This is a genomic window from Natrinema sp. 74 (genome assembly GCF_046097095.1).
In the GTDB taxonomy this organism is placed as follows: Archaea; Halobacteriota; Halobacteria; order Halobacteriales; family Natrialbaceae; genus Natrinema.
The window spans coordinates 2,245,146-2,264,700 of the sequence record NZ_CP175698.1; the positions used below are offsets into that span (position 1 = coordinate 2,245,146).

Below are 19,555 nucleotides of genomic sequence, written 5' to 3' on the forward strand. Positions count from 1 at the left end.
GACGTTCCGACAGCGCAACCGTTTATGTGTCCCGTCGCCCGTACCGTAGTATATGTCTCGCGGAATCGGCTGGTTCGACGCCTTCCGAGAGGTCGCGCCCGAGTGGAGCGTGATCCTGTTCGGACTCGTCACCCAGCTCGGCGACGTCTGGTTTCTCGGCTTGCTCGTCGGCACCGTCTACTGGACGGATACGTCGGATCGCGACGAGGCCGCCGCGATACTCGCCCTCGCCCTTTCGGGGCTCTCGCTGATTACGGGGTTGAAGGCCTTCTTTGCGCTCCCGCGGCCGGAGCGCCTGCTCGTGGAGATCGGCGCGCTGCCGACACTCGCGCGGCCGCTGTACGAGGCGACCACGACGGCGACCGGCTACGGGTTTCCCAGCGGGCACGCGCTGATGTCGACGGTCGTCTACGTGAGCCTGGCCGAGTACTGGTCGGTCAGCACGGCCCGACGGCGGTATGTCGGTGCCGCGGCGACGGTGACGGTCGTCTGTTTCTCCCGCGTCGCCCTCGGCGTCCACTATCTGGCCGACGTCGTCGCCGGCGTCGTCGCCGGACTGGCGTTTTTGCTCCTCGCGTCCGCGCTCCTGAACCGGTATCTACACTACCGCGGTACGCTCGGGTTCGCCCTCGCGGTCGTCCTGGCAGCCGCCGCACTCGTCGTCTCCGAGCTAACGCCCGACGCGGTGCTCCTATTCGGCACGTCCCTCGGTGCGTTCGCCGGCTGGCAGGTCGCCACCATCGCTCGCCGGCTGGGCGCTGGCCGCGGTCCGATCCGCGCGAATCGTCTTCTCACCGCCAGAGCCGCCGTCGTGACGCTTCTGATCACGTCGCTCGCCGTCACCGCGGCCTCCTACGGCCCGCTCTCGCTGATCGGCGGCAGCGGTGCGCTCGGCATCGTTACCGCCGCGTTCGTCATTGCCCCCGTCCTCTACCGTCGCGAACACGTCCACCGAACCGCGAGCGGATCGCCCTCAAGTTCACAATAGGCCGCTCTCCCGTTCTCCTGTTCTCCTGTTCTCCCCCTCTCGTTCTCGAGCGCCGCGTCTCCCGTGGCACCACGCGTCGGCGCTCGAAGGTCGCCGCGGTACCAGGCGTTCTTGTCGCGTCGGCTGCCGGCTCCGCGTCGTCGTTCGGACGAAGAGTCGATGTGATCGCCCGAGGTGCGGGCGGTATCTGCGATCACGAACCTGCATACTCCGGGCTTGTGACCTTCCCCGTGTGGCGTAGAAGTACCGTATCATGTCGGGTTCCAACGGACGTGACGACGAGTCACATAGTACTGTGCGGAATGTCGTTTTCGTCGTTCTCGATACGGCCCGGGCAAAAAGTGTCGGCCTACGACGGACTGCCGGCAACTCGGAGCATATCGACGGCCGAGCCGCTTCGGGCGTCGACGCCGCGAACGCGAATCCGACGCCGGCGCTGGCGCGACTCGCCGACGAAGGGACCGCGTTCGAGAACGCATTCGCGACCGCCCCGTGGACGCTGCCCTCTCATGCGTCATTTTTCACCGGTACCTACCCCTCCGAACACGGCACCCACGGCGGTCACACCTATCTCGACGACGACCTCCGGACGCTCCCGGAGGCCTTCGCCGACGCTGGCGTCCGGACGATCGGTGTCTCGAACAACACGTGGATCACCGAGGAGTTCGGCTTCGACCGCGGGTTCGACGAACTTCGTAAGGGGTGGCAGTACGTTCAGTCCGACGCCGACATGGGCGCGGTAGTCCGTGGCGAGGATGTCCGAGAGAAGCTCGAGGCGACTCGAACCCACCTTTTCGACGGCAATCCAGTCGTCAACGCGGCCAACATCCTCTATAGCGAGTTCTTTCAGCCGGCCGGCGACGACGGAGCCGATCGGTCGACGGACTGGATCGCCGACTGGCTCGCCGACCGCGACGATGACCGCCCATTCTTCCTGTTCTGTAATTTCATCGAACCCCACGTCGAGTACGACCCGCCGAAGGAGTACGCCGAGCGGTTCCTCCCGGCGGGGGCCAGCTACGAGGACGCGACCGCGATCAGACAGGACCCCCGTGCGTACGACTGTGAAGACTACGACCTCTCAGATCACGAGTTCGCCATGCTGCGTGGCCTCTATCGGGCAGAACTCGCTTACGTTGATCACCACGTCGGCCGACTCCGGACCGCACTCGAGGCCGCGGGTGAGTGGGAGGACACCCTGTTCGTGGTCTGTGGCGACCACGGCGAACACATCGGCGAACACGGCTTCTTCGGCCATCAGTACAACCTCTATGACACGCTGCTGAACGTTCCCCTCGTGTTCCACGGCGGCCCCTTCACCGGCGGCGGACGACGCCACGATCTCGTCCAGCTACTCGATCTCCCCGTGACGTTGCTCGAGACAGCCGGGATCGACGACCCCAAATTTCAGGATCAATGGTCGAGCCGATCGCTCCACCCCGATTCTGCGGCCGAGTCACGTGACGCCGTCTTCGCCGAGTACGTCGCTCCGCAGCCCTCGATCGACCGCCTCGAGGCGCGCTTCGGCGAGATTCCCGACCGGGTCCACGCGTTCGACCGACGGCTCCGAGCGGTTCGGACGGCCGAATACAAGTACGTCTGCGGTGACGACGGCTTCGAGCGACTTCACCACATTCGGACCGATCCGCTCGAGCAAACCGACAGCAGCGACGAGGAACCCCAACGGGTACGCGCACTTCGCCGGCGGCTCGAGGACCGATTCGACCCCTTCGAGGCGGCTGATGCGTCGGGAGACGTCGAGATGCGTGCGGGGACGAAAGAACGACTCGCGGATTTGGGGTATCTCTAACGGCCCTCCGATCGTGTAGCGGTACCTCCCCATCCCCTTCGCGAACCCGGACCACATACCGTGACGAGGGGAAAACGGCGTCTGCGGGGACAGCGCCACTCTCGTCGTTCGATGGCACCAGGCGTAGCGCCGACGGAACGCGGGGGTTCAGCTCGGCTCGAGAGCGGTTTCGGGTCTCGTCTACGCGATATCAACGACGATCGACCTCAACAGGAGCTAATTCCAACAATTCCTGCTCGCTTCGACGCTGGTGAACTCGACCTACTGCGCGTCCTCGAGCGGCGGTTTCGCCGCGTCGTTGTCGAAGAAGGCCAGCCCGTGGATCCGGCTGTCGGCCGTCAGTTCGGGATGGAACGCGGTCCCGATGACCGGGCCGTCGCGGACCGCGACCGGGCGATCGTCCCAGGTCGCCAGCACGTCCGCCGTGCCGACCGCGTCGATCGCAGGTGCGCGAATGAACACTGCCGGATAGGGATCGTCGAGGCCCGCGACCTCGAGGGGCGCTTCGAAGCTGTCTTTCTGTCGGCCGAAGGCGTTGCGTTCGACACTCGCGTCGAATACGCCGAGTTCGTCGACGCGGTCGTCAGCGGCGTCGCTCGAGGCGACGATCAGGCCGGCGCAGGTCGCGAGCAGGGGTTTGCCGTCGGCGACGTGCTCTCGAATCTCGGGAGCGATCCCCTCGCCGTGGATCAGTCGTGAGATGGTCGTCGACTCGCCGCCCGGCATCGCCAGCAGGTCGCAGTCGGGGGCGATCCCCGACTCGCGGATCTCGCGGACGGTGACCTCGTGGCCGTGGGTCCGCGCGGCGCGTTCGATCGCCGCCGCGTGTTCGGACACGTCGCCCTGGACCGCGACGACGCCCGCAGTCAGTGACATGGACACCGGTATGAACGGTGCGCTCAAAAAGGTCGCGCCACGGCGTTCGACGGGCGGAGTGGTCGCTGTACTCGAGGAGACACGTCTCGAAGCGGCGGGTCGTAGCCGACGGTGTTACACCAGCGAACGATGCCGGCACCGCTCGCGGTGTCGGAAAAACGAGGTTGTTACGAGAGGAACGTCAGCAGCTGGACCAGCACGCCCAGCATGGCACCGAACGCGATGACCGTCTTGGGGTCGATACGAATCGCGTTCGAGTCCTCGGAATCGAAATACCGGACGAGACCGGCGCTGGACATCAGCCCTCCGGTGTTCTGTCCTTTGTCCATATCCGTTTCTTCGGCTCCCGTGAACTAAATCTTTCGACCGTCCCGCGTCGGCGATCACGGCAACGTAGTTGCCGTGGGAAACCCTTATGCGCGACGCGGAGCAAGTAGCGATGACCGTATGACCGTCACGCTCAAGGACTTCTACGCGGACTGGTGTGGCCCCTGCAAGACTCAGGATCCGATCCTCGAGGACCTCGAGGACGACTGGGAGGGCCGATTCGAAGTCGAGAAAGTCAACGTCGACGAACAGCAAGATATCGCCAACGAGTACCAGGTGCGATCGCTGCCGACGCTCATCATCGAGAACGACGACGGCATCGTCGAGCGGTTCGTCGGCGTCACACAGCGCGACGATATCGAAGACGCCCTCGAGTCCGCCGGCGCATAGACGAGACACAGCGTTTTCCGGTTCTCGAGACGTCTGAGCGGTGCATCCCGCTCGTCTCGTTCGCGACGACGAATCGCCCGGAGACGAATCGCCGTCTAAATCCACTTCACGCCGACGTCGTGCATGTCCTCGTTGTACTTCGCGATGTTGATGACCAGCGGCGTGACGCTCTCGGCTTCGGCCGCGTTGGCCAGCGGGCCGGCCGCGAGCGCGCGCAGTCCCTCGAGTTCGTTGGCGAGGTCGAGGACGGTGTCTCTCGCCGCGTCGTCGTCGGCGACGACGAGCGTATCGAGGTCGAGTTCGTTCTCGAGGGTTGACAGGGCGTCGGCCGCAAGGTTGTGGAACGCGCCGACGACGGGGACCTCGTCGGGCGCTCGCTGTGCGACGAGTTCGGTGACGCTGCCCGCGCTCGGTGGGTGGTAGTGCAGGCCGTCCTCGTCGCCTTGCATGCCGACCGCAGGGGTGACGAGGACGGTGTCCGAATCGAGGTTCTCCGCGACCGCCTCGACGGTGTCGCCGACGTAGTACGGCGGGACGCTGAGGACGACCACGTCAGCGCGATCGGCCGCCATTTCGTTGCCAAAGCCCTTGATGTCGACCACGTCGGTGTGTTCCTCGAGTACCTCCTCGTAGTCTGCGACCGCGTCGCGGGCCTTCTCGGGATCTCTCGAGCCGATGAGGATCTCGTGGCTCGTGTCGCGGGCGAAGCGCAGCGCCAGTCCTTCGCCGATGTCGCCGGTGCCGCCGAGTAGTGCGATTCGCATACGTACCTCTCGGGAGGGCATCCGAATAAAAGGGCCGGAGGTCGGTCGATCTCGCCGAGTTCTCTGACAGAGGCGATAATGCGGGTCGTCTCGAGGTGTCCGAAGGCGACGCTCGTTCGATACCGAGTAGCACAGTTACCGAAGCGTCCCATAGAGACGATGTTTTGGCTGATATGTGATTCTCTTCTCAGAGCGTGAACTCGGGCTAGGCACGCGGACGGTCGACCGTCGAGGAGACCGTCCGACCGTCGGTTCCACTGCGAGAGCCGGGTCCTACGGTGCGTCGTCCTCGGCCGGGTTCATCGCCGCGCCCAGTCCGCTGTCGTAGGCGTCTCGCTCCTTCACTTCGCGGATTCGCTGCTCGAGGTCGGCCTCGAGTTCGCGCCGTCGTCCCTCGTCTACGTCGGCGTCGTTTCCGAGATCCCGCAGGTCTTGCCGGGCCGTCCGTAACACGGAGACGGCTTCCTCGGTCTCGAGGTCGGCGGCGCGGTCGAGTGCGCGTTCGACGTCCGCGAGCGTGGTCTCGGGCATAGCGGATCGTCGCGGGGGAGACGCATCAAAGGCCGGCCGGGAGTCGCCACGTCGCCGGCCCGGTTTGACCGCGCGTCGGCGCGACCGGAGTTTCAATACCGCGCCGTTCGTCGCTCCCGGTATGACTCGTCCTGCCGTCATCGCACACCGCGGCTACGCCGGCGTCGCGCCCGAGAACACCATCGCCGCCGTCGAGCGCGCGGTCGCTCGCGACGAGACTGCGATGCTCGAGATCGACGTCCGACCGGCAGCCGACGGGACGCCGGTGGTCATCCACGACGAGCGCCTCGAGGGGACCCGAGAAGGACGGCCGCTGACCGACGCGAGGGGGCTCGTTCGAGAGACGCCGCTGGCTGACATTCGGAAAGCGCACGTGCTGGGGACTGCGGAGACGATTCCGACGCTGGCCGACCTCCTCGCGGCCGTCCCCGAGACGGTCGGCGTCAACGTCGAACTGAAGAGTCCCGGCCGATCGGACCTGCAGGTTGGCGAGTCGCTCCCGCCGGCCGATGGCGAGCGGCGACGTGAGGCCTGGCAGCCGTTCGTCGAGCGCGTCGTGGCCGACTGCGAGGACTTCGGCGGCGACCTCCTCTTTTCGTCCTTCTGCGAGGGTGCGATCGCGGCCGTACGCGAGGTCGCCGACGAGGCCGCCGCGCCGTTGGTCCGGGACGACCTCGAGGCGGGCCTCGAGATCGCGCGTCGCTACGACTGCGAGGCGATCCACCCGCCGCGGAACGCGATCGTCGGATCGGACCCGACCGAAACCGCGCCCGCTGGACAATCCGGCGAGCCGTCGGTCGACGTGCTCGCGGCCGCCCACGATGAGGGCCGCGCTGTCAACGTCTGGACGGTGACGAACTGGCTCCAGTTCGACGCGCTCGCGGCGGCCGGCGTCGACGGGATCGTGGCCGACTATCCCGGACTCGGCGATCGGTCGCGGTCGCAGTAACGACGACGCTGTAGCGCCACTTGCCCGGTCGCTTCGTCCGCGATGATCCTCGTATTCGTGCCTCGAGCGCCACTGCGTTCGCGTCTCCGTGTTTCGGCGCACCGTCCTGCGTTCGCTTCAAATACTACCTGCAAGTGCACCGAACATGCTGATACAGCAAATCGTGCGAAGATGTGGTGACTATGGATTCCGTTGCCCGTCACCGTCATCGTCTCGGTCGGCGTCTCGTAGTTCTCTCCGACCGAGTTTCAGCCCGTGACGACGCCAATTCGAGGGATCGGTCCGGTCGAGAGGTGGGGCTCGGTGAGTGACTTCCCACCGCGGACGACAATCAAACGGTGGCTGGTGACAACCAATCACAAGGATGTCGGCGTCCTCTATCTGGGGACGGCGCTGTTCTTCCTCCTCGCCGCCGGTTTGCTCGCGCTGTTGTTCCGCGTTCAGCTGTGGGAGGCCGGCGGGACCGGCTTCCTCACGAACACCGAGTACAACCAGGCGGTCTCGATCCACGGCCTGTTGATGGTGTTCTGGTTCATTTCGCCCTTCGGCTTCGGCTTTGCGAACTACGTCGTCCCCTTACAGATCGGAGCGAAAGACCTCGCGTTCCCGCGGTTGAACGCTCTGAGTTACTGGTTCTACCTGTTCTCGGGGCTCCTCGTCCTGGTCTCGTTCTTTCAGGGCGTGACGTGGGCCAACGGCTGGTACATGTACGCGCCGCTGAACGTCCCGATCTACAACCCCGGCTACACCCTGACGATGGGGGGGAACACGACGATCCTCGCGTTGACCCTGTTCGTCATGTCGGTCACCCTCGGCTCGGTGAACTTCCTGACGACGATTCATCGCTGTCGCGCCGAGGGGATGGGAACCTGGAACATGCCGCTGTTCACGTGGGGTATCCTGCTGACGGTCTGGATGATGCTGTTCGCCTTCGCGGCGCTGCTGGCCGCACTGATCTTGATGCTCAGCGACCGCCTTCTGCTTACCCAGTACTACTCCTCGACCCAACAGGGCTCGAGTCTCCTGTGGGGACACCTGTTCTGGTTCTTCGGGCATCCAGAGGTGTACATCGTCTTCTTCCCCTCGCTGGGGATCATGTTCGAGACCTTCCAGACCTTTACCGGGCGGCGGCTGGTCGGCCGGAAGTGGGTCATCATCGCGATGGTCCTCGTGGCCGTCCAGTCGTTCCTCGTCTGGATGCACCACATGTTCCTGACGACCATCAATCTCGAGATCAAGACGCTGTTCATGGCGACGACGATCGGGATCTCGCTGCCGTTCGACCTGATGGTGTTCTCGCTGATTTACACGATGGTCAAGGGTCGCGTCCGATTTACGACGCCGTTCCTGTTCGCACTCGGTGCCCTCGTGTTGTTCATTATCGGCGGGATTACGGGGGTCTTCCTCGGAGCGGTCGTGCTGGACTACGAGTTCCGTGGCACCTACTGGGTCGTCGCACACTTCCACTACGTGATGGTTTCGGGCGTCACGGCCCTGATCGGCGGTCTCTACTACTGGTGGCCCAAGATCTCGGGGAAGATGTTCGACGAGCGCCTCGGGAAGCTCAGCTTCGTCGTGTATTTCCTCGGCTTCAACCTGCTGTACTTCCCGATGTTCCTCGCCTGGGAGACCCCGCGGCGGGTCTTCGACTACCCACCGGGGACGGAGTTTTTCCACCAGCTCGCGACTGTCGGCGCGTTCATGCTCGGTCTATCGGTCCTGCTCGTGCTCGTCACGCTCGCAAAGAGCTTCGTCTCCGGACCTGACGCGCCCGATAACCCGTGGGCGTACTCGCGGACGGCCGAGTGGGCGACGACGTCGCCGCCGCCACTCGAGAACTGGCCGGACCGACCCAGCTACGCCAGCGGAAAGCTCGAGTTCGTCGACGACCGCTCGTCGACCGCGACCGACGGCGGTTCGGTCGCCCACGAGCGGACGCAGGCCGAGCCGCTCGAAGCGGATCACGAGGATCACGCGAGCATCTGGCCGTTCGCCATCGGTATCGGCATGTTCGTCACGTTCTTCGGGCTGTCGGGGCTGACGCCGTACGTCGCGACGTTCGCCACTAACCATGGGGCGGAACTCGCCGGGCAGACGGCCGGCAACGCCAACATCCTCTATCCCGTGCTCTCGGTCGTCGGTGCGGGTATCCTCCTGGGTTCGCTCTTCCAGTACGGCCGCGAGGAGTTCAACGCGCCCGAGATGGCCATCGCCGAGCGCTGGCCGTTCGAGGGCGTGGGGACGACCAAGACCGGCGTCTGGATTTTCCTGGCCTCGGACGTGGTCGTCTTCGGTGCCGTCATCGGCGCGTACATCTTCATGCGGATCCACACCGGCTGGCAGGAAATCGGGACCGTTCCGCCCTCGGAGGTCATCGGGCTGATCAACACCTACGTCCTGCTGACCTCGAGTTTCACCGTCGTCGTCGCGCTGGTGATGGCCGAACGCGGGAACAAGCGCGGACTGCTCGGCTCGATGGGGGCCACCCTGCTGCTCGGCCTGACGTTCCTCACGATCAAGGGCTACGAGTGGAGCCAGGAGTTCGCCCACCACATCTACTGGTTCACCGACCTCCAGTACTCGATGTACTTCGTGACGACCGGCCTGCACGCGCTCCACGTCATCCTCGGGCTGCTCATCGCCGGGTTCATGACCTACCGAATCGTAGCCGTCGACGCCTACCTCGAGGACGACCGTCCGGTGGAGTATTTCGGGCTCTATTGGCACTTCGTCGACATCGTCTGGGTGTTCCTCTTCCCGCTGTTCTACCTGATGTAGCGCGGTCGGCCGCGCGTCGGTTTTCCGGTTTTGCGACCGATTCCAGGCCGACGGTTCTGCCCCACGGGCACCGAAAGCAGCCGGATACAAGGCGATCGCTCCAGAACGAGCAGGTATGAAACTCTCGAGCGTCGTTGATCGACTCGACGAAGAGCTACGAACCGCCGACTACGCCGACCTCGACGCCAGCGCGAACGGCCTCCAGGTCGGCCCGAGCGAGGCCGAGGTAGAGCGCGTCGCCGTCGCCGTCGACGGCGTCCGCGAGACGGTCGACCGCGCGAGCGAGGCCGACGCGGACCTGCTGGTCGTCCACCACGGCATGGCATGGGGCGGCTTCGACCGCCTCACAGGTCGGACCTACGACCGGATCGCGCCGCTGATCGAGGCCGACCTCGCGCTGTACGTCTCTCACCTCCCGCTGGACGGCCATCAGGAACTGGGCAACGCCGCCGGCGTCGCCGACCTGCTCGAGCTCGAAGAGCGCGCCCCGTTCGGCGAACTCGGCCCTGAGTACATCGGCCAGCGCGGGACCGCGGCCGATCCGTACACGCCCGACGAACTGCGCGACCGCCTCGAGGCGCACCTCGACACCGGCGGCCGGCCGGTCCAACTGTTCGACTTCGGTCCCGACGAGATCGAAGACGTCACGATCGTCACTGGCAGCGGGGCCGACTGGCTCGATGAGGCCGTCGACGCCGGCGCGGACGCGCTGGTGACCGGCGAGGGGAAAGGAAAGGTCTACCACGAGGCACAGGAAGCCGGCATCCACGTCTTCCTCGCCGGCCACTACGCGACCGAGACCTTCGGCGTCCGGTCGCTACAGGAGGTAGTCGAGGAGTGGGGGCTCGAGACGACGTTCCTCGACGTGCCGACGGGGCTGTAGCGTCGGCGATCTTCGATGAGACCGCGACGTTCAAACCGTTCGCTCGCCCACTCGAGGACATGAGCGACGAGCACGATCATGAGAGCGACGGCGGCGACGAGGCGGACGGCCACCACGAGCCCGAGCGCCACACCTTCTCGCACGATCCGATCGGGCACGCCGAAGCCCGCGCGGGGATGACGGTGGGCGAACTCGCAGACGAGTACGGCAACGCCGGCGTCGGCGCAGCGGATCTCCACGAGGCCGTTGACGTGACCGAAGCGATGTTCGACGACGACGTGACCGTCTTCTTCAGTCTCGCGGGCGCGATGGTCCCGACGGGAATGCGGGCGATCGTCGCCGACCTGATCCGGGAGGGCTACATCGACGTGCTGGTCACGACGGGGGCGAATCTGACCCACGACGCCATCGAGGCCATCGGCGGTAAACACCACCACGGCGCAGTCCACGCCGAGGGCAAGACCGAGCGCGAACACGACGAGACGCTGCGCGACGAGGGCGTCGACCGCATCTACAACGTTTACCTCCCCCAGGAGTTCTTCGCCGACTTCGAGAGCCACCTCCGCGAGGAGGTCTTCCCCGTTCTCGAGGAAGCGTGCGAAGAGGAGGGCGCGGTCTCGATCCAGCGGCTCACCGAGGAGTTGGGACGGGCCAACGCCGAAATCAACGAGCGCGACGACGTCGACGAGGGGCCCGGCATCGCCGCCGCGGCCTACGAGAACGACGTGCCGATCTACTGTCCCGCCGTCCAGGACTCCGTCCTCGGCCTGCAGGCCTGGATGTACTCTCAGACCGGCCCGTTCACGCTGGACGCGCTGGCGGATATGACGCCGCTTACGGACATCGCCTTCGACGCCGACGAGGCCGGCGCGTTCGTCGTCGGCGGCGGCGTCCCGAAGAACTTCACCCTCCAGACGATGCTCGTCACCCCCGGCGCGTACGACTACGCCGTCCAGCTGACGATGGACCCCAAACAGACCGGCGGTCTCTCTGGTGCGACCTTAGACGAAGCCCGCTCGTGGGGCAAACTCGAGAAAGACGCCGAGAACGCCTCGGTCTACGCCGACGCGACGATCACGCTCCCGCTGGTGGTCGCCGCCGCGCGGGAACGGCTCGAAAACTGAGTCTGCGGCGCTCGAGGAATCTTGCTCTCTCCCGTCGACGAGTGCCTCATCGGTCCGAGCTGACGGGGAGATGCGGTGGCGCGCGCTGGACCGCAGTGAGCGACTAGCGAACTGCGGCTCGAGCCTGCGCGAGGTCGAACAGAGTGTGGCCTCGAAAGCGAATGAATCGACTAGGGAGGTCGTGGAAATTCCCCGTGCCCACGTAGGCAGGACCTCCACCTCGTTCAGCAGTTGTCTGTTCCGTGAGTAGACGCCTTCCCATCCTCTCGGTCTGCCAACTCGAATCCCCATCCGTTCCCGCTGCGAACACCGCCACCTCGCCGCATATGCACGGCCCACCCTCAACCCGCTGGGGACGCGAGTGGGCACGATGAACGATCCCCTCGAGTACGAGGTCGCCGTCGTGGGCGGCGGGCCCGCGGGCCTGACGACGGCGCTGTACACGACGAGACTCGGCCACCGCACGGCGGTCTTCGAGAAGGAAGGCGGCCGCCACGCGGCGGTCAATCACGTTCACAACATGCTGGGCGTCTCCGAGAACGTCTCCGGCCACGAGCTGGCGACCCATGCCGTCGACCAACTCGACCACTACGGCGGCGACTTCTACCCGGACGCCGTCGAGTCGGTGACGCGACTGGACGGCGGTGAGGGCGACGCCGAGACGGACGGCGACACCGCGACTGACGCCGGCCCCCGGTTTCGACTCGAGGCGGCGCGCGCGACCGTCGACGCCCACCGGGTCGTCTTCGCGACCGGCTTTCGCGACCGGAGTCCGGACGTGCCGGAACTCGAGCGCTTTACCGGCCGCGGGCTCCACTACTGTCTGCACTGCGACGCGTACACGCTGGGCGACGGGCCGGTCTTCGTGCTGGGCCACACCGAGAGCGCGGCCCACGTCGCGATGACGATGCTCAACTTCACCCCCGACGTCGACCTCCTGCTCGACGACCGCGAGCCGGAGTGGGGTGACGAGACCGCCGCGCAACTCGAGCCCCATCCGGTCGATATCGTCGACACGGCCGTCGTCTCGGCCGACGAAGACGAGAGCCTCCCCGACGACGAGCCGCCGTGGCTCGGCGGGCTCAGCTTCGCCGACGGGACCGAGCGCGACTATCTGGGCGGTTTCGCGATGTACGGCTCCGCGTATAACGCCGGGCTCGCGGCCGATCTGGGCTGCGAACTGGGCGACGACGGCGCGATCGACGTCGACGAGCACCGCGAAACCAGCGTCGAGGGCGTCTACGCCGTCGGCGACGTGACCCACGGCCAGAACCAGACGACGATCGCCGTCGGCGATGGGGCCTATGCCGGGCTGGCGATCCACAAGGACCTCCGGACGTTCCCGAAGTCGGTCGCCGAACTCGAGGACGGCGACGGCGAGGACGAGACGGACTCGCGCCTTGCGGCGTCGGTGCCTGCGACTCCGTCCGACCTCCGCGCCCGGATGCGGCGGGTGCGAGACGCGGAGACACACCCCGGACTTCGCGGACCGTCGCCCGATCGCGAGTAAGCGTCCACGACGCAGTGGCCCGGCCGTTCGTCGCTCGCCCGTTAGTATGTCTGGTAGGTCGCCGAGCCGATCTCGATCCGGACTAGCGTGTTCTCGTCGTAGGCATCTGGCTCCGCGCCATACTTGTCGTTGATCCGGCGACGGGCCGCGGCCGTCTCGGCCTCGGCGTCGATCACCGTCGCCGTTCCGAGCAGCGACACCATCCAGCGAGCCCGTCCCGCATCATCCTTCTGAACCGAGAGGGAGACGCGCGGGTTCCGCCTGACGTTCGCCAGCTTCCGGCCGGTCGTGACAATCTCGACGATCCCGTCGGCGTACCGGTACCAGACCGGCGCGACGTGGGGCCGCCCGTCGACGCAGGTTCCGAGATGGGCCATCAGCGGCTCGCTCTCGAGCAGGCGCTCCGCTTCCGATGGAACGGTCGACACGCACGTATCGCCGTCGAGAAACGACAAAAGCGGTCGCCTTGGCGGTGCCGGTGAGTTCGGCTGTGCGAGTGGGACGAACGGGTCAGTAGTCTGCGCGAAGCCGCTCCACGTCCAGTCGCGCGTAGTGCCACAGCGTCCCCGTCAGCCCCAGTTCGGCGATCCGTCGGCCCGAACTCTCGACTAACACGGTCGGGCAGTAGGCCGTCGGGAAGCGCTTCGAGAGCGTCCGGCTGAACGCCGTGTCCTCGTTCGAGACCGCCGGAAACCCGCCGATTTCTTCGAAGGCACGCCGATGGACGACGCAGTTAAATCCCGGCAGAATGGGGTGCTCGAGCCGCGAGAAGAGGTGATTGATCGTGACTTCCATGAGTTTCGCGCGTCGGGGGCCGGTGATCCGACAGTACGAACTCGCCGCCGCGAGCCCCTCTGCCTCCACGAAGCCGAGCAGTTCCGTCAGGTAATTCGCCCGCACCCGCGTATCGGCATCGAGAAACGCCAGCCACTCGCCGCTCGCCCGCTCAGCGCCGAGGTTTCGAGCGGCGGCGATGCTTTCTCCGCCTTCGCGGACGACGGCGGCGTCGTACTCGCGGGCGATTTCGCGAGTCGCGTCACTCGAGTCGCCGTCGACGACGATCACCTCGTAGTCGTAGTCGGTATCCAACGCCGTGAGACTCGCCAGCGTCCCACGGAGGTAGTCGGCCTCGTTTTTCGCCGGGATTACGAAGCTGACGTCAGCGTCGCCGTCCGGATCGTCGCTCGCCATCTATTACTTGAGCGGTCGCGAGCGCGGGTTCTCAAGCTATCGGAGTGTCGCGAGCGGTGCATGCTGACCCGGCCGCTTTCGGGGACGGTGTCGCCCGTGTCAAGTCGATCCGTGGGGAGTGGTTTCGGACGGGGCGCTCGCAGCGCACTATCTATCATGAACTTTTATAATCATGGGGCCGCTACGAGGGAGTAGTAATGTCGGTCGTACACGTAGCAGCCTGATTTCGTTGCCGACGACGAGTACCGATTTTCGACGACACACCCATACCCGACCGACATGAGCACCCAACGCCTGCCACGACCCGACGCCGAACCGACGACCGATCGAACACGAACCCAGCCCGCTCCTCAGCGCGCCGTCGCTGAGCCGCGACCGGCCACCGACCGCGCCCCCCGGACGTTCTCCCACCGGAACGAGGCGCGACTCCAGAACTTGATCGACGAGTGGAACACCGCCTTCGCGGACGCAGCCGGCGACGACGCAACCTAACGGTCGCTCGCTCGAGTTCGCCGAATCCAAACCGTCTTTGGAGCGACGCGTATAGGGTCGCGTGGCCGATGACGACGCACCCGCTCCGAGCCGGACTCGGCACCCGGCCGTGACGAGCCCTATGAGTGCCGAGGCCACGTACTTAGCCTTGGGTATTTCGTAAGAAACACCGATTTGGACAGAACACGCTGTAAAACCCCCAGACATCCAAACTTCTTTGGGGTTGAGTGGTCTCCCAACTCTACTCAATAAGGTGGGTCATCTCGATCTTTCTCCCAGTCAAGAGGAAAACTATCGATAATTTCCAACTCCGCTACATCGCCTGAGTCGGTTACCTTTACAAAGTGCAGGCGGAGTGATTCACCAACCCACTGATGGTCTTCTTCGCCGCTTTCCTCGTTCTCATCAATAGTCGTTGCCGTATCCATGAACACCGGGATACACTGGTCATACTCTACATGATCGGTAATCGCTTTTTTCAGAGATCGACGCAGGCTAAACTGTATATCTTTGGAAAGATCCCGTCTAACACGGACCTCATCCGATTCTGAAATTGCACCCTCAAAAATACTCCGTGAAAGAGAAACAATATCTTCTAACTCAAATACCTCCTGAGTAAGAGCCTCTTCCACAGAAATCTCCTTTGCGTCTGGATGACATACAGTGTGATTGCGGAAGTCTGCAATGAGCTGTGACTCGTCGACCTCGTCCTCAAGCACTGTAAGTAGATATGAGCGGATGGCGTCTCGATAGCTTTCAGTCGTGAAATTTTGACGGCTCCCGATAATCGCTACTTCCCCCTCACGAGATCGAAGATCACGTCGACCATTTCCTTCCGGACAAAGGAACCCAAGCCGATCTACGTCAAGCAGATATGCATAACTGAATATTTGCTCCCGGTCGGGCCGAATCATACTCGGATCACGGGTTTCTGGGTAATATTTGCTATCTAACACAGCAACCGGCTCGTCTCCCTTGTAGAGAACATGATCTGGTTGATGCCACGCCTGATTTGTATTTACATACGGTCGCAGCTGTGGTTCCCCTTCAACCCGTGCATCGTCAAATCCGTCATAGAGCGGATTCGATTCGAGTTTGCTTAGTTCCTCCTCCAGGACAATCTGCGAGAACTCCTCAAACAGATTCGCCATATTAAACAGATAGTCCATTGTCAATTCTTCATCCCCGGATTCAAGCGACTGACCAGTCGTCGAGGAGAGAATCATCTTCGATACCTCAATTGCTCGTTTATAATATCCACGATGCCGTGGTAGCTGTCCGCTCGTTATCTGCTGATATTTAGACAGGTTATATCCGTCTCCATTGATTCCCATCGACTCAAGTTCATGGACAGCATTGTTGAGGTCAGAGAAGATTCGGAAGTATTCCTCGCGGTTGTGCCGACGGGCACTCTTCTGAAATAGCTGGAGGAGACTCTTTCCGGCCCGGTGGATCAGGGCGTTGATCGGTGTATTATAATCTACTACCTTCTGAACGTAGTGTTGCTTTGGAATACCTGTTTCAAGGTTCAACAAGCTACGTTCAACATCAATTCGGCCCCGAGCATCAACGGCATCAGTTCGCTGTGTCTCAAACTGGCGGATGAACCCATTTCGATGAAGCGGATCTAAGCTATTCAGAAAATTGACCGCAATTACGATAAAAACGTCCTCTATCTGAACATCTTCAGAGAGAAAATCCCGGATTGGGATCCCTTGGTAGTCGAGAGATCGGTTGTAACGGCTGACGGTCAAAAACATATCCAGAATCTCGCTCCACCCGATTCTCGGTCTGATCTGAAGTCGGGAAGTCGGAGTGAGATCAACAATACCTACAATATCCTCAGCAGAGATCGTGAGTTCATCGCCGTCAAGGCGTGCCTCTACAACTTTATATTCGCTCTCTCCATCCCATGATCGTCGTCGTTTAACGAAGACGTTGGTATCTACTTGCTCGAATGCCGCCTGCTTCAGTTGCTCTTCAATGCCCTGCGGACATTGGATGACACGCTCTTCGCGCTCCGTGATGGATACTTCAGTCGGGAGCTGGGCCGTACTCATCGCCGATTAGTTCTGCATTCCCATGCGCTGTTGCTGTGCCCACTTCTCGCTTTCCGCTAGCTCAATTGCGGGCGATAAGTCGAACTCCCCATATATTTCATCAAGTTCAGTGTAGTGATTGACGAGTTCATCCATTTGCGAATATGTGGCTGAATTCAACAAGCGTGGGAGAATGTAGGTGCGGAACGCCTCTCCGACAGCTTGACCGGCCTCATCATGATACACACCTTCTGGTGACGTTGTCGACTCAAGGAAGACGGAAACGTCTCGGTAGTGCATCGGTCCGAACTCCATGATACCACTCTCGTCTGCATCTTCCCCTGAGTTGAGCCGGCGATAGTCTTCTTGAAAGAGGTCTTTCAGCGTCCCGCCGTTGACTGCTGAATCAGCAAGATGGTCAGTGGTCCAGCGAGAGAACAAGTTATCGAGGCTGTCGTTATCATAGTCACTGACCTTGATCATCGCAAACCGCCGTGTAATTGCGTTATCTAGCTGGTTGACTGTTCGGTCAGACATGTTCATCGTACAGATGATGTTCACCTCTGGAATGAGTTCGATAGTCTCGTCGTCGTCAGTCCGGAAAATAGTCTGATGAGGGTTTTCGATTGCCGTGTAGAGTTGACCGAAGATTTGCGAAATATCTGCTCGAGTAAGTTCGTCGATGATCACTGCGTACTTTTCGCCATATTCGCGGGCTCGTACAACAGCTTTCGAGACGCAGCCTAGTTCTTTCTGGTAACTGATCGAATCTTTGGAGTAGTCTGGAGCAACACGTCCAACAATATCTTGGCTAGTCCACGATGGAGAGGCGGTATCGAGTGTATATCCTACGCAGGTCTCCAGGGCTAATTGTTTCGCGAACGTCGTTTTCCCAGTACCAGTCGGGCCATAGAGTACGACTGGTTTTCCAGCTTCCAGAGCACCTAATGCCGACTTTTTGACTGACTCTGGAACGAGCACATCAAGGTCAGTAGTATAGTCTCCTCGTGTTGCGACGCGCTTCTTCAAATCAAATGATGCGTGGTCAGAGCCGAGAATAGCCTGACGGACTTCCCCTAACCCCTGCTCCCCTTCGTGATGAACATCGATGGAAAGATCGTCTACAAGGTAGTCAAGAACCTCTGGTTCTGCAGCCTTTTCGATGACACGTTGGGCGAACTCAGCATCATCCTTGATCGTATCAGTCAATCCTTGAACCCGATCGAGAGAATACTCCTGCTCCGAGGAACCCATTACCACGAAATAGTCACTGTACAACAATAAGGTTTGTTCTAGTAATACTCTCTAACAGAGAGAAGCTGGTGGCTTTCCACTAACTTCAGTTTAGGAACGGTACCGTTCAGGCCAGCCCGACGAGGGGATTACCACACTGTCGGACAGAGCCCAAGGGAGACGGCATGCCCCTCTGCCTTGAAGCTATGGTGCTGGGAGCAGGTTTGACCCAGATCCCGTAGATGCCGCCTCTCCATTTGAGATATAATATAATTCAGGTTTATGAATATTTCGTTGATATTTTTCTGTAATTCAGAGCGCCCCTGACAGGCGGCGCGACACTACTGCCATCCAGTAGTTGCTGCAGAAAATTGATAGGGTTTCCGAACAGTCTCATCAGCATGGATTTTCTTCAATCAATCCTCGGAACGCCTACGCCGCAACGAGAACCGGATTCAGAACCAACGATCGACCTCCCGGAAGACGAATACACTGTTGCATATCCCATGTCAGTCCGTCAGTCACAGCTTGATGCATTTCAATCCGTGATCGACGCTGAACGGGAAACACCGCATCTTGACGGTCCCGGCGCAGATCTCGTCAAAAATGCTCTCAAAGACACCTGGGAAAAGACGACGCCTGGTGACGAAACATTGGAAGAGAGTATCGAGGAAACACGATCCCGTGCAGAGAACCTCATCGCAGCGTGGCAGGAAACCCACTCCGGAGAACACGACGTGATTTTCCTACCCGCCAGCGTTACCTTCCGCCTCAGAGGTTTCCTCGCGAGCTGTGAAACCAGAGCAGATAACGATGAAGATACATTTACACTACCAGACGAGTACGTTGACGCAGTTTCGCTGCTCAAGACACTCCGTGGAGCAGAGGAGGAGAAAGATCCAGTTTTCGTCCACAAAGACCAACTCCCTGAACGCTAGTCTTCCCCGTTCTCAGTGGTCAACTTCCAACCCCAGCCGGGTTCGTACTCAACCTGGTCCTTCCCAGCCATAACATACAATCCGCTCTCAATCTCTTTCCGCACCCGGTTGTCCAGTACGCCACACACCACGACCGAGAGCCGCAGTGGTAGCGTTTCGGTTCGAGCGGTTCTCCGTCGGCGGACGGACCGCCCAGCCTATTAGGTCATCGCCGTTCCAGCGAGTACCATGTACGACACGCTTCTCGTCCCGACCGATGGAAGCGAGGCCGCGCTGGACGCGGCCAAACACGGCTTCAGTCTGGGGGAGCGCTACGACGCAACAGTCCACGTCTTGGCCGTCGTCGAACAGAGTGAAAGCGCCGCTATCGTTGGCCAGGGCGACGCAAAACTCGAATCACTTCGGGAACACGGCACGGAGGCGACACAGAAGATCGTTACGGAAGCGTTCTCCCGCGATGTCGACGCGGTCGGCGCTGTCGAAGTCGGGAATCCGGACCGAACGATTCTCGAGTACGCCGATAGCCATAGCGTCGATATGATCGTCATGAGCACGCATGGCCGTTCGGGAGTTGGGCGGTTTCTGCTGGGAAGCGTTACAGAACGGGTTATCCGCAACGGGGAGATTCCCGTGCTCGCTATCCAGCGATAACGTCTCCATACTGCGGACATTCTGGTGTGGACTCCGCTCTGAACCGCTATACGACGGGCTTCGAGGACCGTCGGAACCGAG

Annotated in this window: 19 protein-coding genes; 11 read left to right on the forward strand and 8 right to left on the reverse strand. The window is 62.2% G+C overall.

Going from position 1 to position 19,555, the window contains the following annotated elements; genetic code table 11:
- The first annotated feature begins 52 nt into the window (after positions 1–52).
- Positions 53–988, forward strand: coding sequence for a phosphatase PAP2 family protein (locus ACJ70B_RS11075; protein ID WP_408957045.1), 936 nt, complete (start codon positions 53–55; stop codon positions 986–988).
- 253 nt (positions 989–1,241) lie between these two features.
- Complete coding sequence (locus ACJ70B_RS11080) at positions 1,242–2,798, forward strand: sulfatase (protein ID WP_408957046.1); 1,557 nt, start codon at positions 1,242–1,244, stop codon at positions 2,796–2,798.
- A 261-nt stretch (positions 2,799–3,059) separates the two neighbouring features.
- Here ACJ70B_RS11080 and pdxT read toward each other — a convergent pair whose 3' ends face one another.
- The gene (gene pdxT / locus ACJ70B_RS11085) at positions 3,060–3,674 is read right to left on the reverse strand and encodes a pyridoxal 5'-phosphate synthase glutaminase subunit PdxT (protein ID WP_408957047.1); all 615 of its coding nucleotides are present in this window, start codon (positions 3,672–3,674) and stop codon (positions 3,060–3,062) included.
- Between the two features lie 167 nt (positions 3,675–3,841).
- Positions 3,842–4,003, reverse strand: a complete 162-nt coding sequence (locus ACJ70B_RS11090; RefSeq protein WP_408957048.1) for a preprotein translocase subunit Sec61beta — start codon at positions 4,001–4,003, stop codon at positions 3,842–3,844.
- Positions 4,004–4,121: 118 nt separating this feature from the next.
- Here ACJ70B_RS11090 and ACJ70B_RS11095 point away from each other — a divergent pair, with 118 nt between their 5' ends.
- Positions 4,122–4,391, forward strand: a complete 270-nt coding sequence (locus ACJ70B_RS11095; protein WP_408957049.1) for a thioredoxin family protein — start codon at positions 4,122–4,124, stop codon at positions 4,389–4,391.
- A 95-nt stretch (positions 4,392–4,486) separates the two neighbouring features.
- Here ACJ70B_RS11095 and npdG read toward each other — a convergent pair whose 3' ends face one another.
- The gene (gene npdG / locus ACJ70B_RS11100) at positions 4,487–5,155 is read right to left on the reverse strand and encodes an NADPH-dependent F420 reductase (RefSeq protein ID WP_408957050.1); all 669 of its coding nucleotides are present in this window, start codon (positions 5,153–5,155) and stop codon (positions 4,487–4,489) included.
- A gap of 273 nt (positions 5,156–5,428) precedes the next feature.
- Positions 5,429–5,686 carry a hypothetical protein gene (locus tag ACJ70B_RS11105; protein WP_408957051.1) on the reverse strand — a complete coding sequence of 86 codons (258 nt, stop codon included), beginning with the start codon at positions 5,684–5,686 and terminating at the stop codon, positions 5,429–5,431.
- A gap of 121 nt (positions 5,687–5,807) precedes the next feature.
- Between ACJ70B_RS11105 and ACJ70B_RS11110 the strand changes: the two genes are divergently transcribed.
- The 5 genes from ACJ70B_RS11110 (at position 5,808) to ACJ70B_RS11130 (ending at position 12,930) form a co-directional block, all read left to right on the forward strand.
- Complete coding sequence (locus tag ACJ70B_RS11110) at positions 5,808–6,635, forward strand: glycerophosphodiester phosphodiesterase (RefSeq protein ID WP_408957052.1); 828 nt, start codon at positions 5,808–5,810, stop codon at positions 6,633–6,635.
- A gap of 303 nt (positions 6,636–6,938) precedes the next feature.
- Positions 6,939–9,413, forward strand: a complete 2,475-nt coding sequence (locus tag ACJ70B_RS11115) for a cbb3-type cytochrome c oxidase subunit I (RefSeq protein WP_408957053.1) — start codon at positions 6,939–6,941, stop codon at positions 9,411–9,413.
- Positions 9,414–9,528: 115 nt separating this feature from the next.
- Positions 9,529–10,296 carry a Nif3-like dinuclear metal center hexameric protein gene (locus tag ACJ70B_RS11120; protein ID WP_408957054.1) on the forward strand — a complete coding sequence of 256 codons (768 nt, stop codon included), beginning with the start codon at positions 9,529–9,531 and terminating at the stop codon, positions 10,294–10,296.
- A 59-nt stretch (positions 10,297–10,355) separates the two neighbouring features.
- Positions 10,356–11,420 carry a deoxyhypusine synthase gene (locus ACJ70B_RS11125; protein WP_408957055.1) on the forward strand — a complete coding sequence of 355 codons (1,065 nt, stop codon included), beginning with the start codon at positions 10,356–10,358 and terminating at the stop codon, positions 11,418–11,420.
- Positions 11,421–11,790: 370 nt separating this feature from the next.
- Positions 11,791–12,930 (forward strand): NAD(P)/FAD-dependent oxidoreductase, encoded by a 1,140-nt coding sequence (locus ACJ70B_RS11130; RefSeq protein ID WP_408957056.1) that lies wholly within the window; start codon positions 11,791–11,793, stop codon positions 12,928–12,930.
- Between the two features lie 41 nt (positions 12,931–12,971).
- On the opposite strand, the gene ACJ70B_RS11135 is transcribed toward ACJ70B_RS11130, so the two are convergent.
- Entirely contained in the window at positions 12,972–13,358 is a 387-nt protein-coding gene (locus ACJ70B_RS11135; RefSeq protein ID WP_408957057.1) for a pyridoxamine 5'-phosphate oxidase family protein, read from the reverse strand.
- Between the two features lie 82 nt (positions 13,359–13,440).
- A complete protein-coding gene (locus tag ACJ70B_RS11140) occupies positions 13,441–14,121 on the reverse strand; it encodes a glycosyltransferase (protein WP_408957058.1) in 681 nt (226 codons plus the stop codon).
- 279 nt (positions 14,122–14,400) lie between these two features.
- Here ACJ70B_RS11140 and ACJ70B_RS11145 point away from each other — a divergent pair, with 279 nt between their 5' ends.
- Positions 14,401–14,613: a hypothetical protein gene (locus tag ACJ70B_RS11145; protein ID WP_408957059.1), complete on the forward strand. Its 213-nt coding sequence runs from the start codon at positions 14,401–14,403 to the stop codon at positions 14,611–14,613.
- Positions 14,614–14,858: 245 nt separating this feature from the next.
- Here ACJ70B_RS11145 and ACJ70B_RS11150 read toward each other — a convergent pair whose 3' ends face one another.
- Both ACJ70B_RS11150 and ACJ70B_RS11155 read right to left on the reverse strand, forming a co-directional pair.
- Positions 14,859–16,673 (reverse strand): 5-methylcytosine restriction system specificity protein McrC, encoded by a 1,815-nt coding sequence (locus ACJ70B_RS11150; protein WP_408957060.1) that lies wholly within the window; start codon positions 16,671–16,673, stop codon positions 14,859–14,861.
- A gap of 6 nt (positions 16,674–16,679) precedes the next feature.
- A complete protein-coding gene (locus tag ACJ70B_RS11155; protein WP_408957061.1) occupies positions 16,680–17,906 on the reverse strand; it encodes an AAA family ATPase in 1,227 nt (408 codons plus the stop codon).
- 380 nt (positions 17,907–18,286) lie between these two features.
- Here ACJ70B_RS11155 and ACJ70B_RS11160 point away from each other — a divergent pair, with 380 nt between their 5' ends.
- Positions 18,287–18,823, forward strand: a complete 537-nt coding sequence (locus tag ACJ70B_RS11160) for a hypothetical protein (protein WP_408957062.1) — start codon at positions 18,287–18,289, stop codon at positions 18,821–18,823.
- 228 nt (positions 18,824–19,051) lie between these two features.
- On the forward strand, positions 19,052–19,474 hold the full coding sequence (locus ACJ70B_RS11165; RefSeq protein WP_408957063.1) for a universal stress protein: 423 nt from the start codon (positions 19,052–19,054) through the stop codon (positions 19,472–19,474).
- The last annotated feature ends 81 nt before the right edge of the window (positions 19,475–19,555 follow it).